Source organism: Brevundimonas sp. 2YAF1, assembly GCF_052114745.1.
GTDB lineage: Bacteria > Pseudomonadota > Alphaproteobacteria > Caulobacterales > Caulobacteraceae > Brevundimonas.
Map to the genome: position 1 here is coordinate 200129 of NZ_JBFRFI010000003.1, position 19013 is coordinate 219141.

General features: G+C 68.7%; 16 protein-coding genes, 2 tRNA genes and 1 riboswitch. Of the genes, 8 read left to right on the plus strand and 10 right to left on the minus strand.

The genetic code is table 11. From position 1 onward, the window contains the following. Positions 1–64 precede the first annotated feature (64 nt). The 3 genes from lpdA to AB4Y68_RS06210 form a co-directional block, all read right to left on the minus strand. Complete coding sequence (lpdA, locus tag AB4Y68_RS06200) at positions 65–1477, minus strand: dihydrolipoyl dehydrogenase (RefSeq protein ID WP_441454636.1); 1413 nt, start codon at positions 1475–1477, stop codon at positions 65–67. A gap of 205 nt (positions 1478–1682) precedes the next feature. Then, positions 1683–1757: transfer RNA gene (locus AB4Y68_RS06205), tRNA-Gly, on the minus strand. Positions 1758–1988: 231 nt separating this feature from the next. Beyond that, entirely contained in the window at positions 1989–2771 is a 783-nt protein-coding gene (locus AB4Y68_RS06210) for an SDR family oxidoreductase (RefSeq protein WP_441454637.1), read from the minus strand. Positions 2772–2825: 54 nt separating this feature from the next. Between AB4Y68_RS06210 and AB4Y68_RS06215 the strand changes: the two genes are divergently transcribed. Further along, on the plus strand, positions 2826–3242 hold the full coding sequence (locus tag AB4Y68_RS06215; RefSeq protein ID WP_441454638.1) for a YkvA family protein: 417 nt from the start codon (positions 2826–2828) through the stop codon (positions 3240–3242). On the opposite strand, the gene AB4Y68_RS06220 is transcribed toward AB4Y68_RS06215, so the two are convergent. Beyond that, positions 3239–3985, minus strand: a complete 747-nt coding sequence (locus AB4Y68_RS06220) for a 2OG-Fe(II) oxygenase (protein WP_441454639.1) — start codon at positions 3983–3985, stop codon at positions 3239–3241. The two genes, AB4Y68_RS06215 and AB4Y68_RS06220, sit on opposite strands and share 4 nt — an antisense overlap. Next, on the minus strand, positions 3982–4983 hold the full coding sequence (locus tag AB4Y68_RS06225) for an NADPH:quinone oxidoreductase family protein (protein WP_441454640.1): 1002 nt from the start codon (positions 4981–4983) through the stop codon (positions 3982–3984). Before AB4Y68_RS06225 ends, AB4Y68_RS06220 begins: the two co-directional genes overlap by 4 nt. Before the next feature lie 108 nt (positions 4984–5091). Here AB4Y68_RS06225 and AB4Y68_RS06230 point away from each other — a divergent pair, with 108 nt between their 5' ends. Both AB4Y68_RS06230 and AB4Y68_RS06235 read left to right on the plus strand, forming a co-directional pair. After that, positions 5092–5964 (plus strand): isoaspartyl peptidase/L-asparaginase family protein, encoded by an 873-nt coding sequence (locus AB4Y68_RS06230; RefSeq protein WP_441454641.1) that lies wholly within the window; start codon positions 5092–5094, stop codon positions 5962–5964. Between the two features lie 321 nt (positions 5965–6285). Beyond that, complete coding sequence (locus AB4Y68_RS06235) at positions 6286–9144, plus strand: M16 family metallopeptidase (protein ID WP_441454642.1); 2859 nt, start codon at positions 6286–6288, stop codon at positions 9142–9144. A 60-nt stretch (positions 9145–9204) separates the two neighbouring features. Here the strand turns inward: AB4Y68_RS06235 and AB4Y68_RS06240 are convergent, their stop codons facing one another. From AB4Y68_RS06240 to rlmN, 3 genes are all read right to left on the minus strand, one after another. After that, the gene (locus tag AB4Y68_RS06240) at positions 9205–10032 is read right to left on the minus strand and encodes a S1 family peptidase (protein WP_441454643.1); all 828 of its coding nucleotides are present in this window, start codon (positions 10030–10032) and stop codon (positions 9205–9207) included. A gap of 12 nt (positions 10033–10044) precedes the next feature. After that, entirely contained in the window at positions 10045–10488 is a 444-nt protein-coding gene (locus tag AB4Y68_RS06245) for a DUF350 domain-containing protein (RefSeq protein WP_441454757.1), read from the minus strand. A 133-nt stretch (positions 10489–10621) separates the two neighbouring features. Continuing rightward, complete coding sequence (gene rlmN / locus AB4Y68_RS06250) at positions 10622–11800, minus strand: 23S rRNA (adenine(2503)-C(2))-methyltransferase RlmN (RefSeq protein ID WP_441454644.1); 1179 nt, start codon at positions 11798–11800, stop codon at positions 10622–10624. 114 nt (positions 11801–11914) lie between these two features. Beyond that, positions 11915–12013: riboswitch (yybP-ykoY riboswitch) on the plus strand. An 80-nt stretch (positions 12014–12093) separates the two neighbouring features. Between rlmN and AB4Y68_RS06255 the strand changes: the two genes are divergently transcribed. Both AB4Y68_RS06255 and AB4Y68_RS06260 read left to right on the plus strand, forming a co-directional pair. Next, complete coding sequence (locus AB4Y68_RS06255; RefSeq protein ID WP_441454645.1) at positions 12094–12678, plus strand: manganese efflux pump MntP; 585 nt, start codon at positions 12094–12096, stop codon at positions 12676–12678. Positions 12679–12762: 84 nt separating this feature from the next. Then, entirely contained in the window at positions 12763–12987 is a 225-nt protein-coding gene (locus tag AB4Y68_RS06260) for a hypothetical protein (protein WP_441454646.1), read from the plus strand. 23 nt (positions 12988–13010) lie between these two features. On the opposite strand, the gene AB4Y68_RS06265 is transcribed toward AB4Y68_RS06260, so the two are convergent. Further along, positions 13011–13087 (minus strand) — tRNA-Met (locus AB4Y68_RS06265). Positions 13088–13282: 195 nt separating this feature from the next. On the opposite strand from AB4Y68_RS06265, the gene AB4Y68_RS06270 reads away from it, so the two are divergent. Continuing rightward, the gene (locus tag AB4Y68_RS06270) at positions 13283–14500 is read left to right on the plus strand and encodes a PQQ-dependent sugar dehydrogenase (protein WP_441454647.1); all 1218 of its coding nucleotides are present in this window, start codon (positions 13283–13285) and stop codon (positions 14498–14500) included. A gap of 21 nt (positions 14501–14521) precedes the next feature. Here the strand turns inward: AB4Y68_RS06270 and AB4Y68_RS06275 are convergent, their stop codons facing one another. After that, positions 14522–15109 carry a hemerythrin domain-containing protein gene (locus AB4Y68_RS06275; protein WP_441454648.1) on the minus strand — a complete coding sequence of 196 codons (588 nt, stop codon included), beginning with the start codon at positions 15107–15109 and terminating at the stop codon, positions 14522–14524. Between the two features lie 292 nt (positions 15110–15401). Between AB4Y68_RS06275 and AB4Y68_RS06280 the strand changes: the two genes are divergently transcribed. Both AB4Y68_RS06280 and AB4Y68_RS06285 read left to right on the plus strand, forming a co-directional pair. Further along, positions 15402–16607 carry an acetyl-CoA C-acetyltransferase gene (locus tag AB4Y68_RS06280; RefSeq protein ID WP_441454649.1) on the plus strand — a complete coding sequence of 402 codons (1206 nt, stop codon included), beginning with the start codon at positions 15402–15404 and terminating at the stop codon, positions 16605–16607. Between the two features lie 17 nt (positions 16608–16624). Next, entirely contained in the window at positions 16625–18796 is a 2172-nt protein-coding gene (locus AB4Y68_RS06285; RefSeq protein ID WP_441454650.1) for a 3-hydroxyacyl-CoA dehydrogenase NAD-binding domain-containing protein, read from the plus strand. The last annotated feature ends 217 nt before the right edge of the window (positions 18797–19013 follow it).

The following is a 19013-nucleotide window of genomic DNA, read 5'->3' on the forward strand; positions in this document are numbered from 1 at the left end:
CCCAACGAAAACGGCGCGCCCCTTGCGGAGCGCGCCGTGATGCGTTCGGGCTGAGGGCCTGGCCTTAGGCCTGCATGGTCCAGCCTTCGACGCCCATGGCCGCCTGGCGGACGGCTTCGGAGCGGGTCGGGTGGGGGTGGCAGGTGCGGGCGATGTCTTCCGACGAACCGCCGAAGGCCATGGTCATGCAGGCCTCGCCGATCAGTTCGCCGGCCTGCGGGCCGTAGATGTGGACGCCCAGGACCTTGTCGGTCGCGGCGTCGGCCAGGACCTTCACGAAGCCCTCGGTCTCGTGGTTGATCTTGGCGCGACTGTTGGCGGCGAAGGGGAACTTGCCCTTCTTGAAGGCGACGCCCGCAGCCTTGAGCTGCTCTTCGGTCTTGCCGACCCAGGCCACTTCCGGGCCGGTGTAGATGACGCTGGGGACCAGGTCGTAGTCGACGTGGCCCGGCTTGCCGGCGATCAGTTCGATGACCGCCACGGCGTCTTCCTCGGCCTTGTGCGCCAGCATCGGGCCATAGGTGACGTCGCCGATGACCCAGACGCCGGCAGCCGAAGTCTTGAAGTGGTTGTTCGGGATGACGCCGCGCTTGTCGGTCTCGACGCCGACCGTCTCCAGGCCCAGGCCGGCGGTGTAGGGACGGCGGCCGATGGCCACCAGAACCACGTCGCCCTTGAGGGTCTCGGCGGCGCCGCCGGCCGAAGGCTCCAGCGTCAGCTCGACGCCGTCCTTGGTCGAGGCCGCGCCGGTCACCTTGGTGCCCATGCGGAAGGTCATGCCCTGCTTGGTCAGGCCGCGCTGGAAGGCGGTGGCGACCTCGGCGTCCATGCCGGCGCCGACCTTGTCGAGGAACTCGACCACGGTGACTTGCGCGCCCAGGCGGCGCCAGACCGAGCCCAGCTCCAGGCCGATGACGCCCGCGCCGATGACGATCAGGTGTTTCGGAACCTTGGGCAGGAAGAGGGCGCCGGTCGAGTCGATGACCTTGCCCTCCTCGAAGGCGACGCCCGGCAGCGGGGTCGGCTCGGAGCCGGTGGCGATGATGATGTTCTTGGCGTCGTAGATCATCTTGGCGCCGTCGGCGGCCTCGACCTCGACCTTGTTCGGCCCGGCGATGCGGCCGCGGCCCTTAAGCCAGACGACCTTGTTCTTCTTCATCAGGAATTCGATGCCCTTGGTCAGGGCCTCGACGCTGTCGTCCTTGGCCTTGTGCATCTGGCCCAGGTTCAGCTTGGGCTTCACCTCGATGCCGATGCTGGCGAATTCGGTGTTGGCGGCCTCGTACAGCTCCGAGGCGTGCAGCAGGGCCTTGGACGGCATGCAGCCGACGTTGAGGCAGGTGCCGCCGAGGGTGGCGCGCATTTCGACGATGGCGACCTTCATCCCCAGCTGGCCGGCGCGAATGGCGGCGTTATAGCCGCCCGGCCCGCCCCCGATGATCACCACGTCGTAGGTCTGGGAAGCGGCGTCGGCCATATGGTCCTCTGATCGTTCAGGCGCTGGGAAGGGAGCGGCGCGGACACTAGCGCCGGCCCCGGCGGGGTCAACCGCCACGGTCCATATAGGCCGCGACGGCGGCGGGGGCCATGCCGATCAAAGTCAAAGGGAAGGGCAGGACCGGGGCCTGAAATGCGAAACGGGGCCCGACCTTGCGGCCGGACCCCGTTTTCCCAGTCTCGACTGGAGCGGGCGAAGAGATTCGAACTCTCGACCCCAACCTTGGCAAGGTTGTGCTCTACCACTGAGCTACGCCCGCATTCCCGTGGGAGCGGTGTGCTGCTCCCCGTCGAGGAGGGGCGTATAGCGGACCTTTCTTGGCCCGCGCAACCCCCTTTTTCGTTTTCTTTCAATCGGCCTGAAGTCTTTTTCCGATACCGACGTCATCGCGGCATCCCGCCGGTCGAAATCGGCCCTCGCTGCATGAAAACAATGCCTTGCGCTCAAGCAGCGAGGCTCCGCGAGCCTCGCGTCAGCGCCCTTCCTCGCGTCAGCGGGGCGCCAGTCTGATGGCCCCGTCCAGACGGATGCACTCGCCGTTGATGTAGACGTTCTCGGCCAGGTGCAGGGCCAGGGACGCATAGTCGGCCGGGGTGCCCAGGCGGCTGGGGAAGGGGATGGCGGCGGCCAGGCTGTCCTGAACCTTCTGGTCCATGCCGGCCATCATCGGCGTCCACATGATGCCAGGCAGGATGGTGTTCACGCGAACCCCGTCTTGGGCCAGATCGCGGGCGATCGGCAGGGTCATGGCGTAGACGCCGCCCTTGGACGCCGCATAGGCGGCCTGGCCGATCTGGCCGTCCTGGGCCGCGACGCTGGCGGTGTTGACGATCAGGCCGCGCTCCCCGTCGGCCATCGGCTCGGTCTGGACCATGCCCAGGGCCGACTGCGACAGGACGCGGAAGGTGCCGAACAGGTTGATCGTGACCGTACGCTCGAAGGACGCCATGTCGTGCGAACGGATCTCGCCGGTGTCGCGCTTGCGGCTGACGGTCTTCTGGCCCGTGGCGATGCCGGCGCAGTTGACGGTCAGGCGCTCCTGGCCGTGGGCGGCGCGGGCCTTGACGAAGCCAGCGGCGACGCTCTCGTCCGAGGTCACGTCGACCTTGCAGAAGACGCCGCCGATTTCCTGGGCGATGACCTCGCCGCGCTCCTCGTTCAGGTCGAACAGGGCGACCTTGACGCCCTTGGCCGCCAGCGCCCGCGCCGTGCCCTCGCCTAGGCCCGACGCCCCGCCCGTCACCACCGCCGCAATCGAACCGTCGAGTTTCATGAGGATCGTCCCTATATTCTTTGAACCGAGTGTCTGTGCGAGGATTTAGCGGCCATGACCGCCAAAGCCAAACCGGCGTCTGCCGAATCCATGGCCGACGCCATCGATCCTGAAAGGGCGTTGGTCCCCACGGTGCAGAGGGTCAATGAAATGCGCGTCAGCAAGGGCTTCTGGCCCAAGATCCGGCGCACCGCCGCCCGCATCCCCTTCGCCGATCAGGCCCTGGCCGCCTGGTACGCGACGCAAGACCCCCAGACGCCGATCGCGGCCAAGGGGATCATGCTGGGGGCGCTGGCCTATTTCGTCATGCCCATCGACGCCATTCCCGACGTCTTCGCCGGGATCGGCTTCACCGACGACGCGGCGGTGATCGCCGCCGTGCTGGCCACCCTCGGCGCCCATGTGAAGCGCAAGCACCGCGAACAGGCCGAGGCGGCGCTGAAACGGGTGCGCGACGACGCCGAGGCCTAACTCCTGTTCAAGGGCTTGGCCCGCCACCAGCCGGTGACCGAATAGCGCGGGCCGCCCGCGAAGGGCGCGACCGTCGAGACCGCGTGCATCTGCGGCACGGTGAAGACGTTCAGGGCGCCGAAGCTGGGCGTGAAGGTCTCGGTGATCTCGCCGCCCTCGTCGAGGAACTGCAGCAGGCCGCCCCACTCCGCCCGCCAGCCCGGCGACAGGTTCAGCACATAGGCGTAGAGCCGCTCGGTCTTCGCATTGGCGTCGCTGTGCCGGTTGAGGAAATGCCCCGGCAGGTAGCGGGTCACCTGGCCGTCGGAAAAGGCGATGCGGTCGTCGCCGGTCAGGCGGCGGGCGAAGTCCAGAAAGGCCTCGGTGTTAAACAGGTCCAGCAGGTCGAACAGGATCTGCGGCGTGGCCATGCCCGCCTCGCGCGCCGGGCCCAGCCGCAGCCGGTCGAACAGGAACTGCAAGCCCTCGGTCGCCCCGGCGTAGGCCTGCTGCGTCACATGGGCCTGATCCTCCGGCGAGGACGCCTCCAGCGTCGCCACGGGAATGTCCGCGCCCAGAGGATTGAGGAAGGTGCGGACCCAGGCCTGATCCGGCGCCGTCACAGCGGCGTGCAGGGCCTCGGCCCCGGCGCCGAACAGGCCGGGCACGCGGCTGCGGCCGGTGCGGGCCAAGCGTTCGGCAGCGGCGGCGAAATCCGTCTCGCCGACCGCCAAATTCAGCACGGGAGTCAGGGGCGCGCTCATGCGTCGGTCGTCACGACGATCTTGCCCATGGCCCGACGGTCGCCCAGGGCCCTGATCGCTTCATGCGCCTCCTCCAGAGGATAGGTGCGGCTGACGCGCGGCTTGATCTTGCCGTCCTTCCACAGCTGCATCAGCTCGGCCATGTTGGCGGCGTGTCCGGCCGGATCGCGGGCGACGGCCGCGCCCCAGAAGACCCCGATCACCGACACCGACTTCAACAGGGTCAGGTTCAGCGGCAGGGATGGAATGCCCGCCGGGAAGCCGACCACCAGATAGCGGCCGTTCCAGTCCATGGCGCGAAGGGCCGGCTCGGCGTAGTCGCCGCCGACCGCGTCATAGACCACGTCGGCCCCGTCGCGGCCGGTGGCCAGCTTCAGCTCGCCCGACAGGGCCTTCTGCGCCGCCTTGTCCATCGGACCGGACGGGTAGATCAGGCCGTTGTCGGCCCCCAGCTCCAGGGCGAACTCGACCTTGTCGTTGGTCGAGGCGGCGGCGACGACGCGCGCCCCCATGGCCTTGCCCAGCTCGACAGCGGCGGCGCCCACGCCCCCGGCCGCGCCCAGCACCAGCAGGGTCTCGCCAGGCTGCAGCTGGGCCCGATCCTTCAGCGCGTAATAGGAGGTGCCGTAGGTCATCACCAGCGTGGCGGCGTCCTCGAAACTCATGCCGTCGGGCATGGGGATCAGGCTGACGGCCGGCACCGCCAGACGCTCGACCAGACCGCCCCAGCCCGGCACGGCGATAACGCGGTCGCCGCGGAACACGCCCTTGACGCCCTCGCCCACCGCGTCGACCACGCCCGCCACCTCTCCGCCCGGCGAGAAGGGACGCTCGGGTTTGAACTGGTATTTGTCCTCGATGATCAGGGTGTCGGGATAGTTGATCCCCACGGCCTTGACCTCGATCACCACCTCGCCCGGCTTGGGCGTGGGGTCCATGACCTCCTCGACGACAAGGCTGTCCGGGCCGCCGACGGCCTTGGAGAGGACTGCGCGCATACTGGCTTCTTCCATGATCCCCCGTCGACCATGGCGCCGACGCGTTTGAGAGGCTAATCAGCGCGCGGCCCGATGCAAAGAGGCCGAAGGGACTTTCAGGAGACGACCATGGCGCGACCCGCCCTCATCCTTCACGGCGGCGCCGGCGCCCGGCGCGAGCGCAACTACGACGCCGAGGTCGTACAGATGCGCCAGGTCGTCGAGGCGATGAAGGCGCGGCTGGACGCGGGCGCCTCCGCCGTGGACGTGGCGGTCGAGGCCGTGGTCATGCTCGAAGACTCCGGCCTCTACGTCGCCGGACGCGGCGCCTCGCCCAATCTGGCCGGCGCCTATGAGCTGGACGCCAGCCTGATGGACGGCTCTTCGGGCAAGGCCGGGGCCGTCGCCGCCCTGCAGGGCTTCCGCAACCCGGTCGTCGCCGCGCGCGCCGTGATGGACCGCACCCCCCACGTCATGCTGGCTGGCGAAGGCGCCGCCCTGTTCGCCCATGATCAGGGGCTGGAGCCGATCGGCGACGAGGAGGTCTGGTTCACCCGCGCCGGTCAGGGTGAAGACAACCATCCGCCGGCCCTCAGCCACGGCACCGTCGGCTGCTGCGTTCTGGACAGCCAGGGCCGCCTGGCCGCCGCCACCTCGACGGCGGGCGTGTTCGGCAAGATGCCGGGCCGCGTCGGCGACACCCCCATCCCCGCCGCCGGCACCTGGGCCGACGACTGCGCCGCCGTCTCCTGCACCGGTCAGGGCGAGTATTTCATCCGCATCGCCGCCGCCGCGCGCACCGCCTGGGGCGTGGCCGCCGGTCAGACCCTGGCCCAGGCGTCGCAGGCGACCATCGACCGCATCGGCGGCCTGGGCGGCGACGGCGGCCTGATCGCCCTGGACCGCGACGGGAACATCGTCGCCCCCTTCAACAGTCAGGGCATGAAGCGCGCCTGGCTGACGACGGACGGCGAGGTCGGCGTCGAGGTGTTCGGGCGATAAAAGTTGAACCGTGCTTCTCGGCCCTTTGCCGAGAAGCACATGAGCGCATTTTCCTACCTGTCGGCGATCTCCCTTCCCCCTCGATGGGGCAAGGGTCGGGGATGGGGGGGAGTGAGCGCACGGCGGTTAAGGATAGGCCGCTAGAGACGCCTCGGCGTCTCCCCGTCTTCATTGGAAACGTTTCGCCTCCACCCCCACCCAACCCTCCCCCATCGAGGGGGGAGGGCTTCAGGCAGTTCATTACAGAGCTGTAAGGTGCGCGGCGGGTTTTTCGGCTGCTAGGTTTCGCACGCCCGCGTCCGGGCGTCGGAACCTGACGACATGAAGACCCGCCTGATCCTGACCGCCTGCGCCTCGGCGCTGCTGCTCGGCCTGCCCGCTGCGGCTTGGGCCGAAGCGTCGCCGCCCGCCGCCGCCGTGATCGCCGCCCAGGGCGGGGTCGCGGTGCCGCCGCTGGGCTTTAACAAGCGGGTTCTGGCCAACGGCATGGAGGTCTATTCCGCCCGCGACGCCTCGACCTCGAACGTTACGGTTCAGGTCTGGTACCGCGTCGGTTCCAAGGACGATCCGGCGGGCCGTTCGGGCTTCGCCCACCTGTTCGAACACCTGCTGTTCAAATCGACGAAGAACATGCCGTCGGAGACGTTCGACCGTCTGACCGAGGACGTCGGCGGCATGAACAACGCCTTCACCGCCGACGACGTGACGGCCTATTACGAGGTGGTGCCCGCCAACCACCTGCAGCGCATCCTGTTCGCCGAGGCGGACCGCATGGGCTCGCTGGTGGTGGATCAGGCGACCTTCGTCTCCGAGCGCGACGTGGTGAAGGAGGAATACCGTCAACGCATTCTGGCCAGCCCCTACGGCCGCCTGTTCGGCCTGTTCGCGCCCGAGACCATCTATCAGGACCATCCCTATCGCCGCTCGGGCATCGGCTCGATCGAGGAGTTAAACGCCTCGACCCTGGACGACGTGCTGCGTTTCCACGCCACCTACTACCGGCCCGACAACGCCATGCTGATCGTGGCGGGCAACTTCGATCAGGCCCAGTTGGACGCCTGGGTCGATCAGTATTTCGCCCCGCTGCAGCGCCCGTCGACGCCCATGCCGGTCAACGACGTGAAGGAGCCGGAGCCGACCGGTCCGCGCACCGCCACCTACTACGCGCCCAATGTGCCGCTGCCCGCCGTGGTGCTGGCCTGGAACACGATCGCTTACAAGGACGCCGACCGCGCCGCCCTGACCGTGCTGGACGGGGTGCTGTCGACCGGCGAATCCAGCCGCCTTTACCGCTCGCTGGTCTATGAGCAGCAGATCGCCGCCTCGATCGGCTCCAACCCCGACTTCGCCCAGCAGGCTGGCAATCTGACCGCCTACGCCATCATGGCCGACGGCCAGTCGCCCGAGGCCGGCCAGGAGGCCCTGGAGGCCGAGATCGCCCGCCTGCGCGACGAACCGATCACCGCCGCCGAACTGAACGAGGCCAAGAACGAGCTGGTCGCCAACGCGCTGCGCGGCCGCGAGACGGTGGATGACCGCGCCACCACGCTCGGCATGGCCCTGATCATGACCGGCGACGCGACCGCCGCCGACCGTGAGATCGCCGAGATTCAGGCCGTCACCGCCGCCGACGTGCAACGGGTGGCCCGCCGCTATCTGACGCCGCAGCGCCAGATCACCATCACCTACCTGCCCGCCGACGAGGAACACCCGGCCAGCGTGCAGAAGATGAACGTCGGCGCCCCCGTCACCGTGGCCGAACTGGCCCCCGCCGGTCCGGTCGCCGTCCTGCTGCCGGAAGCCCAGCGCGCCCGCTTGCCCCAGCCCGGCGCCGAGGTGGCCCCCGCCACGCCGGCCGTCGCCGACTTCCGTCTCGACAACGGGATGCGGGTGCTGGTCGCCCCGACGGACGGTCTGCCTCTGGTCTCGGCCCGCCTGAACTTCAACGCCGGCTCAGCCAACGACCCCGTCGGCAAGCCCGGCGTCGCCGCCATGACCGCCGCCCTGCTGACGCAAGGCACGGCCACCAAATCCGCCCCCGAGATCGCCACCGCCATCGAACAGCTGGGGGCCAACGTCGGCGCGGGCTCGGGCGCGGACTTCACCAATGTCTACGCCAATGCGCCCAAGGACGTCTTCGCCCGGTCGCTGACCCTGATGGCCGATCTGGTGCGCCACCCGGCCTTCGCCGCCGAGGAGCTGGAGCGCCAGCAGTCGCAGACCCTGGACGGGCTGCGCGTGGCCCTCAGCCAGCCCGGCTCGATCGCCTCGCAATCGGTCGGCCGCGTCATCTACGGCGCCGCCCCGTACGGCGCGCCCGGCGGCGGCACCCTGAAGAGCATCCCCGCCATCACGCGCGAGGACGTGGCCGCCTTCCACGCCGCCCGTTATCGCCCGTCGCAGGCCACGATCGTCTTCTCGGGCGCCGTGACCCCGGCCGAGGCCCGCGCGTTGGCCCAGGCCGCCTTCGGCGACTGGCGCGATCCGGCCCAGCCCGCGCCGGCTCCGGTCGCCAAGGCCGGCCAGACCCTGCCGACGCGCGTCGTCGTCATCGACCAGCCGGGCGCGGGCCAGGCCGCCGTCATCGCCGCCATTCGCGGCATCAAGCGCACCGACGCCGACTACTTCCCCCTGACCCTGGGTAACACCCTGTTGGGCGGCGGCTTCTCCTCGCGGCTGAACCAGGAGATCCGCATCAAGCGCGGCCTCAGCTACGGCGCGCGCTCCTCGGTCGGCGCCCAGCAGGACGTCGGCGTCTTCACCGCCTCGACGCAGACCAAGAACGAGACGGCGACCGAGGTGGCCGACCTGATCCTGGCCGAGGTCGGCAAGCTGGGCACGACCCAGGCGACCGAGGCCGAACTGGCCCCGCGCCGCGCCACCCTGATCGGCGGCTTCGGCCGCTCGCTGGAGACGGTGGACGGTCTGGGCGGTCTGGTCGCCAACCTGGCGCTCTACGACCTGCCGATGAGCGATCTGGCCGACTATGCCGGGCGCGTTCGTTCGGTCACGCCGCAACAGGTCGAGACGGCCTTCGCCGGACACCTGCCGACCGACCGCGCCAGCCTGGTCATCGTCGGCGATGCGTCGAAATTCATCGACGGCCTGCGGGCGAAATATCCGAACGTCGAGGTCGTTCCGCTGACCGCGCTGAACCTGGACAGCGCCACGCTGAAGTAGGGCGCTACGACAATGGTCCCGGATAGCGGCTGCGCCGCTTCCGGGATGGCCGGCGGAGCGTCAGGTCGTCAGACAGACCACCTGGGCCACCCGCAGGTCGCGCCGCAGACGATCTGCGACCTGGCCGTAATTCTCGGTCGTCACAGCCTCGCCCAGCGCCTTCTCGTCGGCGCGCTGCTCGCCCCGGATGGCGGGGGCGAAGGTGTCGGGCGCCGTGGTGTAGATCAGGCCCCGGCGCGGCGCCTCGGCGATGGTCACGCCCAGCACCCGGCCGCGGCCGTCGAGAACCGGCGCCCCGGACAGGCCCGACAGCGTCCCCTTCAGGCCCTTGGTGCGCCCGGCCTCGGCCCAGGCCAGCACCGGCTCGTCACGCTCGCCCCGTCCCCGTATCTTCAGCGTCTCGCGGCCCAGCAGGCGCGACGCCACCTCGCCCGGCTCGCCCTGGGGAAAGCCCGGATGGAAGGCGCGTTGGCCCTTGCGCAGCGGCGTCTGCGTCGCGATCGGCAAGGCGGGGGGGCCGCCCTCAGTCAGCAGCACGGCCACGTCGGCGCGCTCGGCCAGGCGCACGTCGGCGGCCAGGGCGCGCCCGCCGCCGATCACCAGCGCCGGGCGGCGGCAGCCTTCGACCACGTGCCGGGCCGTGACCCAGCGCCCCTCTCCGGCGATGGAAAAGGCCGTGCCGGACGAGGGCTGGAAGGGAAGGTCGGGGGCGATGATGGTGACCGAAGGATCGAACGGCGTCACCGGTCCCAGCAGAGGGCCGTGCGCCTCGTCGCCCTCGGGCGCATGAGGGGCGTCGGCCTTTTCGCGTCGCCCCAGCGACACGATCAAAATCGCCCCGACCACCGCCGCATAGATGGTCCAGTCAGGAAGATGGGGAAAGCGCATCGCCGCGCCGTCTCAGCCCGTCAGGGCGGCGGCGAGGATCAGGGCCGTGGCCAGTTTGGCGCCCGCCAGCACCACGGCGGCGGCGATCTCGCCCTTCTCGATCCGTTGCGGCAGACCGGTCAGCAGCAGGTCGACGACGCGGAAGGCCAGCAGCTGCAGCACCACCGTCGCCACGCCCCAGATGGCGATGTCGCGGATCGAGGTCGAGACCGACAGGGAGGTCGCCAGCGGAATGGCCAGACCGACCAGCACGCCGGAAAACGCGACGGCGGCGGCGGCGTTGCCCTGACGGATCAGGGCGACCTCGCGCCACGGCGTCAGCAAGGCATAGACGGTCGCCCCCATGGCCAGCAGACCGAAGGTCACCAGCAGATGCAGCACCAGGATGGGAAAGCCGGTGGCGAAGGCCTGAACCTCGGGACTCGACAGGACGCTGGGCAGAGACGACGAGTCCATGATGTGCGAGCCCGCAGCCTCCAGCTGAAAACGGAACGAAAGCAAAACACCCATGCCCAAGCCCGCACGGCGGCGCTAGAGCAATGCAGCCACACTCACGAGAGAAAACAGCGTTCGTCCGCCACGAGCGACGTCAGGCCGCCGCTGCGTCGTCCGTTCCGGCTTCCGCCCGCTCGGCCTTGATCCGGGCGCTGGCCCTCTGCTTCTCGCTCTCGGACTTCAGCTGGCCGCAGGCGGCCAGGATGTCGCGGCCGCGCGGGGTGCGGATAGGCGAGGCGTAGCCGGCCTTGTTCAGAATGGCGGCGAAGCGTTCGATCGTCTTCCAGTCCGAGCATTCGTAGTCGGTGCCGGGCCAGGGGTTGAACGGGATCAGGTTGACCTTGGACGGGATGCCCTCGATCAGCTTGACCAGGGCGCGGGCCTCGTCCGGGCTGTCGTTGACGCCCTTCAGCATGACGTATTCGAACGTCACCCGGCGGGCGTTGGCCAGGCCCGGATAGGCGCGGATGCCGGCCATCAGCTGATCCAGCGGATACTTCTTGTTCAGCGGCACCAGAACGTCGCGCAGGGCGTCGTTGGTGGCGTGCAGGCTGATCGCCAGCATGGCCGCCGTGCGGTCGCCCAGAGCTTGAAGCTGCGGCACGACGCCCGAGGTCGAGACCGTGATGCGGCGGCGCGACAGGGCGATGCCCTCGTTGTCCGAAATGATGTCGATGGCGTCGGCGACGTGCTCCAGATTGTAGAGCGGCTCGCCCATGCCCATGAAGACGATGTTGGACAGGCGGCGGTCTTCCTTGGGCGACGGCCATTCGTCCAGATCGTCGCGGGCCACCTGCACCTGGGCCACGATCTCGGCCGTGGTCAGGTTGCGGACCAGCTTCTGCGTGCCGGTGTGACAGAAGGTGCAGTTCAGGGTGCAGCCGACCTGGGACGAGACGCACAGGGCGCCGGCCCGGCCCACGTCAGGAATATAGACGGCCTCGACCTCGATGCCCGGCGCGGTGCGGATCAGGTATTTGCGGGTGCCGTCCTTGGACACCTGACGCTCGACGATCTCGGGGCGGGCCAGGGTGAAGGCCTCGGCCAGGGCCGCGCGGGTCTCCTTGCCGATGTCGCTCATCAGGGCGAAGTCGGTGACGCCGTAGTGGTGGATCCAGCGCCACACCTGGGTGGCGCGCATCTTGGCCTTCTCGGGCGGACAGATGTTCGCTTCGATCAACGCGTTGCGCAGCCCCTCGCGCGTCAGACCGTTGAGGTTGACGGGGGCTTTAACCGGGGCGGAAGCGCGCGAAAGGTCGAGCGTGATGCTCAAGGCTGGATATCCTGCGGCGGGGGTGAAGCGGCGGCGTCTAGCACAAATGGGGGGCCTTGTCGCGCCCGGCCAGCCCCGCGGGCTTGAACCCCGAGCTCCCAGCCGCTAGAGGGGCCGCGTTGGGGAGTAGCTTCCGGCGTCGTTCAGCCGGGATCGCGTCAACACACTTGCTCCGGCACGGGGCATGGCGCGATCAGCGGACCAGTTCCGCCTAGCGAGACCAGCACGATCCGGGGGCCGAGCCGGCCTGCGCCCGGACGTGCTGTCACGCGCCCGGCTAAGTGAGTTCCGTCTTGACCCCCATCGCCATCGCCATCCTGTCCCTCAGCATGTCGGCCGACGCCTTCGCCGCCGCCATCGGCCGGGGGGCCGTGCACCGCCCCACCCTGCCCCAGGCCCTGCGCTCGGGCCTGGTGTTCGGCGTGGTCGAGGCCATCACCCCCCTGATCGGCTTCGGCCTGGGCATCGCCGCCGCCAGCTTCGTCGCCGCCATCGACCACTGGATCGCCTTCGGCCTGCTGGGCGCGGTCGGCGGCAAGATGATCTGGGAGGCGCTGAAGCGCGAGGACGAGGCTGAAGAGGAAGCCGAGACCAGGAAGGCCGTCTCGCGCGGCGTGATCGCCCTGGTCGCCACCGCCGTCGGCACCTCGATCGACGCCGGCGCGGTCGGCGTCGGCCTGGCGCTGCTGGGCGAAAACATCTGGCTGATCGCCGCCTGCATCGGCGCGACCACCTTCACCCTGGCCACCCTCGGCCTGCTGATCGGCAAGGCGGCGGGCACGCGACTGGGCAAGATCGTCGAACTGATCGGGGGGATCGCCCTGATCGCGCTGGGCCTCAAGATCCTGCTGGAGCATCTGGGCGTGCTGGCGTTCTGAAAGGCGTCTTGCATCGTCGGCGCGACTGACGGAACGTCCGCCGACGCCTGACCGTTACGCCGTCAGTCGCAAGGAGACTCCGTCATGCGCACCGCGCTCGTCCTCGCCGCCCTCGTCGCCCCCCTCGCCCTCGCCGCCTGCGCCTCGGGCAGGCCTCTCCCCACCTATCAGCAGGACCTCGACAGGCTTGAGGCCGACTGCTCGGCGCGCGGCGGCATATTGGCCCCCACGGGCGCCAACACCGGCCGGGCGCAGACCGACTATCTGTGCAAGATCACCGGCGGCGCGTCGCGCCTGCCGAACTACTGAGATCAATCTGACCGAGAAATCCGTGGTGGTTGGAGGCGGGATCGAACCGCCGACCTGTGGGTTATGAATCCACCGCTCTAACCATCTGAGCTACCCAACCCCTTACGGGACCCCGCGCAAGTCGTTGACGACCGGAGCGCGCGAGAGGCGTGCGTATATCGCCGCCTTCCGTCGGGTTCAAGCCGCTTAAGCGCGGAAATCACGCCGGAGGAACCGTTGCGGGCGGATTCGGCTCGCGCCCGGAACCGTGAGGCTTCATTCTGGCCGCGACACATCTGCCGTTCAGGAGAGCCCCATGCGTCCGACCTTCCTCGCCGCTTCCGCCTCGCTCCTCGTTCTCGCCGCCGCCTGCGGGGCCAATGGCCAGGATCGGCCCGGCGCGCCCGTCGAGACCCGTCCCGCCAACAATCCGGAGCAGAAGCCCGCCTTCGAAGGCCAGACCCGGGCGCCGGGCGTGCGCACCGAAGCCGCCTTGACGCACAGGGTGGTGGCGTCTGGCCTCGTCCATCCGTGGGGCCTGGCCTTGCTGCCGGACGGCCAGTGGCTGGTGACCGAACGGCCCGGCCGCCTGCGCGTGGTCAGCAATGAGGGTCAGATCGGCGAACCGATCACCGGTCTGCCCGCCGTCGATGCGCGCGGCCAGGGCGGTCTGCTGGACGTCATCCTGGGCCCGAGCTTCGGCCAGGACCGGATGATCTACTGGAGCTACGCCGAGCCTCGGGAAGGCGGCAACGGCACCGCCGTGGCGCGCGGCCGCCTGTCCGACGATCTGTCGAAGGTCGAGAACGTCCAGGTCATCTTCCGCGCCCAGCCGACCTACGACGGGGACAAGCATTTCGGGTCGTCGCTGGCCTTCGCCCCGGACGGCAAGCTGTTCATCACCCTGGGCGAGCGCTCCGACAAGCCAATGCGGCCCCAGGCCCAGGACCTCGGCTCGCATATGGGCAAGACCATCCGCATCAACGCCGACGGCAGCGTCCCATCCGACAATCCTTTCGTCGGGCAGACGGGCGCGCGGCCGGAAATCTGGTCGCTGGGCCACCGCAACATGCAGGGCATCGCCGTCCAGCCGGGGACGGGCGCCATCTGGACCGTCGAGCACGGCACGCGCGGCGGCGACGAGATCAATCTGGATCGGGCCGGCAAGAACTACGGCTGGCCCGGCGTCGCCTACGGCATCGAATACAATGGCCAGCCCATCCCGGCCGTCACGGCCAAGGAAGGCACGGAACAGCCGGTCTATTACTGGGACCCGGTGATCGCGCCGGGCGGCATGACCTTTTACAGCGGCGCCATGTTCCCCGGTTGGCAGGGCAACCTGCTGGTCACCGGCCTGGGCGGCAAGCAGTTGGCGAGACTGGTGATCCAGAACGACCGCGTCGTCGGCGAGGAGCGGCTGCTGACCGACCTGAACGCCCGCATCCGCGACGTGGCCGTGGCCGCCGACGGCGCTGTCTGGGTCATCACCGACGAGGACGACGGCAAGCTGGTCCGGCTCGCCGTCGCCCGGTAGGTCCGCAACGGTTGCGGGAGGTCAGCGCGCCTCCCGCATCTCCATCCCCGGTCGGCCGCCGGCACGCATCATCGGCGCCTTGGCCATGGCGAAGGCGTTGTCCTCGCCATGGAAGACATGGGTCTCGGCCGGGATTTCGGGATGCCCCTTAAGCTGGGCCATCGCGCTTTTCTTGCGCGCGCGCATCCGCTCAGCCAGATCGTCCATGTCCAGGCCCGCGGCGCGGGCCTGGGCGAACATGCCGTCCGAGCGCGTCTCCTCTTCCTTGACGTGGTGCTTGATCATCTCGCACAGCACCTTGACCTTGGCGTCGTAGAAGGCCTCGTCCGGGCCGCCCGCCTCGATGTCGTTGATCAGCCTCTTAGCCGAGTCGTGCTCGACATAGGCCTCGTTCATCACATCCTCTTCGATCCGGCTGCGACAGGCGGGATAGAAGATTTCCTCCTCGATGATGGTGTGGACCTTCAGTTCCAGGCAGGCCTGTTCGGCCAATGCCTGCTTGCGGTCCTTGCCCCGCGCCTTCTCGAAACTGGCGAAGATCTCCTCCACCTTGCGGTGGTCGGCCTTCAGCATGGCGACGGCGTCCATCTCTTCATAGGTCTGGGTCACGGCGGTCCTCCTGGGGTGATTGCCTCCTGAGGGAAGGCAACCCGCGCCAGGTCGTTCCTAACGCCCAGCTAGATGCGAGACATTCGCGACAAAGCCTCACGCCGGTTGTTACTTGACGTTGACGTAAACGTAGGGTTTCTGAGCCCCAAGTTTCAATTCCAGATCCGTCCCTCAAGCCGCAAGCCGCCGCGCGGCGAGCGATAGGGACCCTAGAAGTCCGACCTGTCCCTCATGCAGCGAGCCGCCGTGCGGCAAGCGGTAGGGACCCTAGAAACAAAGAGAGACGCACCTCATGGCCGACGCCTATATCTACGACGCGGTGCGCACCCCGCGCGGCAAGGGCAAGAAGGACGGCTCTCTGCACGAGATCACCGCCCTGTCGCTGGCCAGCCAGGTGCTGCAGGCGCTGCGCGACCGCAACGGCCTGGACACCTCGAAAGTCGACGACGTCATCCTCGGCTGCGTCTCGCCGGTGGGCGAGCAGGGCGCCGACATCGCCCGCACCGCCGTGCTGAACGCCGGCTGGGCCCAGACCACGGCCGGCGTCCAGGTCAACCGCTTCTGCGCCTCGGGCCTGGAAGCCGTGAACATGGCGGCCGCCAAGGTGAAGTCCGGCGAGGCCGACTTCGCCGTCGGCGGCGGCGTCGAGGCCATGAGCCGCGTGCCGATGGGCTCGGACGGCGGCGCCTGGCCGGTCGATCCGTCCAGCGCCTTCGCCACCTATTTCGTGCCGCAGGGCGTCTCGGCCGACATGATCGCCACCAAGTGGGGCTTCAGCCGCGCCGACGTCGACGCCTATTCGGTCGAGAGCCACAAGCGCGCCGCGCAGAGCTGGGCCGAGGGCCGCTTCAAGAAGTCGGTCATCCCCGTGCTGGACCAGCTGGGTCTGGTCCGCCTAGACCATGACGAGACCATTCGTCCGAACACGGACATGCAGACGCTCGGCGCGCTGAACGCCTCCTTCGCCATGATGGGCGAGATGGCCTTCGACGCCGTGATCAACCAACGCTACCCCGAGGTCGAGCGCGTCAACCACGTCCACACCCCCGGCAACTCCTCCGGCATCGTCGATGGTTCGGCGGGCGTCCTGATCGGTTCGCTGGAAGCTGGCAAGGCCCTGGGCCTGAAGCCGCGCGCCAAGATCCGCGGCGCCGCCTCGATCGGCTCGGAGCCGTCGATCATGCTGACCGGCCCGGAGTTCGTGACTCACAAGCTGCTGGGTCGCCTGGGCATGAAGTCGACCGACGTCGACCTCTATGAACTGAACGAAGCCTTCGCCGCCGTCGTCCTGCGCTACATGCAGGCGCTCGACATCCCGCACGACAAGATCAACGTCTGCGGCGGCGCCATCGCCATGGGCCACCCGCTCGGCGCCACCGGCGCCATGATCACCGGCGTGGTGCTGGACGAGCTGGAGCGCTCGGACAAGGAAACCGCCCTCATCACCCTGTGCATCGGCGGCGGCATGGGCACCGCCACCGTCATCGAACGCGTCTGATCCGGGAACCAATGACCATGGAAAACTTCAAGATCGACGTGGACGCCGACGGCGTCGCCCTGATCACCTTCGACGTCCCGGGACGCTCGATGAACACCCTGACCTCGTCCGTCATGGCCGAGATTCCGCAGCTGGTGGAACGCATCAAGACCGACGACGCCATCAAGGGCGCGGTCCTCACCTCGGGCAAGACGTCGGGCTTCTGCGCCGGCGCCGACCTGGGCGACATCGCCGGCGGCATGATCGGTGGCGCCAATCTGCAGGACGCCTATGACGCGGGCTGGAAGATGAACGGCGCCCTGCGCGCGCTGGAAACCTGCGGCAAGCCGGTGGCCGCGGCCATCAACGGCCTGGCGCTGGGCGGCGGCCTCGAGCTCACCCTCGCCTGCCACTATCGCGTGGTCGAGAACGACAACAGGATCCAGCTGGGCCTGCCCGAGATCAAGGTCGGCCTCTTCCCCGGCGGCGGGGGCACCCAGCGCCTGACGCGCCTGATCGGCGTCCAGGCCGCGATGATGGCCATGACCGAGGGCAAGTCCTTCCGCCCCAACGACGCCAAGGGCGCGGGCATCGTCCACGAGGTCGTCGAAAAGGGTCAGTCGGTTGCGGCCGCCAAGGCCTGGATCAAAAATGGCGGCAAGGCCGTCCAGCCGTGGGACGACAAGGCCTTCAAACTGCCCGGCGGCGGCCCCTACCACCCGGCCGGCATCCAGAACTTCCTGGTCGGCAATGCGATGATCCGCAAGCAGACCTACGGCAACTATCCCGCCGCGACCAACCTGATGAAGGCCGTCTATGAGGGCGTTCAGGTGCCGATGGACGCCGCCCTGCGCATCGAGACCCGCTACTTCATCAAGACCCTGATGACGCCGCAGGCCCAGGCCATGATCCGCAGCCTCTTCCTGTCCAAGCAGGAACTGGACAAGGGCGCCGTGCGCCCGGCGGGCGTGCCCAAGTCCGATCCCCGCAAGGTTTCCGTTCTTGGCGCCGGCATGATGGGCGCGGGCGTGGCCTATGTTCAGGTCATGGCCGGCATCGAGACCGTCCTGATCGACCAGACCCAGGAAGCCGCCGACAAGGGCAAGGCCCATGTCGCCGAGTTGCTGCAGAAGCGCCTGTCGCGCGGCCAGATGACCCAGGAGAAGTTCGACGCTGCGCTGGCCCTGGTCACCGCCACCACCGACTACGACCTGATCAAGGGATCGGACCTGGTCATCGAGGCCGTGTTCGAAAACCGCGAGATCAAGGCCGACGTGACCAAGCGCGCCGAGGCGCAACTGGCTGAAGGCGCCGTCTTCGGCTCCAACACCTCGACCCTGCCGATCACCGGCCTGGCCGAAGCGAGCGTCCGCCCCGAGGACTTCATCGGCATCCACTTCTTCTCGCCCGTCGACAAGATGATGCTGGTCGAGATCATCCTCGGCGAGAAGACGCAGCCGGCCGCCATCGCCAAGGCCATCGACTATGTCCTGAAGATCAAGAAGACGCCGATCGTCGTCAACGACAGCCGCGGCTTCTACACCTCGCGCTGCTTCTCCACCTTCCTGATGGAAGGCATGGCCATGCTCGAGGAAGGCTATGCCCCGGCCCTGATCGACAACGTCGGCCGCATGACCGGCATGCCGCGCGGCCCGCTGGAGATGCACGACGACGTCGCGCTCGACCTGTCCTACAAGATCGCCAAGCAGACCGCGATCGACCTGGGCGACGCCTATGTCCCGGCCGAGGGCGCCGACATCGTCGCCAAGATGGTCGAGGGCGGTCGCTATGGCCGCAAGAACGGCAAGGGCTTCTACGACTATGACAGCAAGCCCAAGACCCTGTGGGCGGGCCTGTCGGAACTGGCCCCGGTCAAGATCGACGACTCCACCCCGGAGATGGTCGAGGAGCTGAAGACGCGCCTGCTCTATCGTCAGGCCGTCGAAGTCGCCCGCTGCTGGGCCGAGGGCGTCATCGACGACCCCCGTGAAGCCGACCTGGGCGCCATCCTGGGCTGGGGCTTCGCGCCCTGGTCGGGCGGCCCGATCACCCTGATCGACCAGACCGGACTCAAGACCTTCGTCGACACCGCCGACCGTCTGGCCGCGACCTACGGCGACCGCTTCAAGGTCCCCGAACTGCTGCGCGCAATGGCCGCCAAGGGCGAGACCTTCTACGGCCGCTTCGCGCCGGAGAAGAAGGCGGCCTGATCTTCACATCAGGCTGAAAATGGAAAGGGCGGCTCGCAGGAGCCGCCCTTTCTTCTTTGAGGCGCCCCCTTCCCCTCCCGCTCATCCCGGCGGACGCCGGGATCCAGTCCTTTGGACGACGGGCCTGTGCGGTCGAAGGAGCGAGAAGCTCCACTGCGCGGGCTCGGCTCCTACTGGATCCCGGCGTCCGCCGGGATGAGCGGAGGTTGAGGGTCAG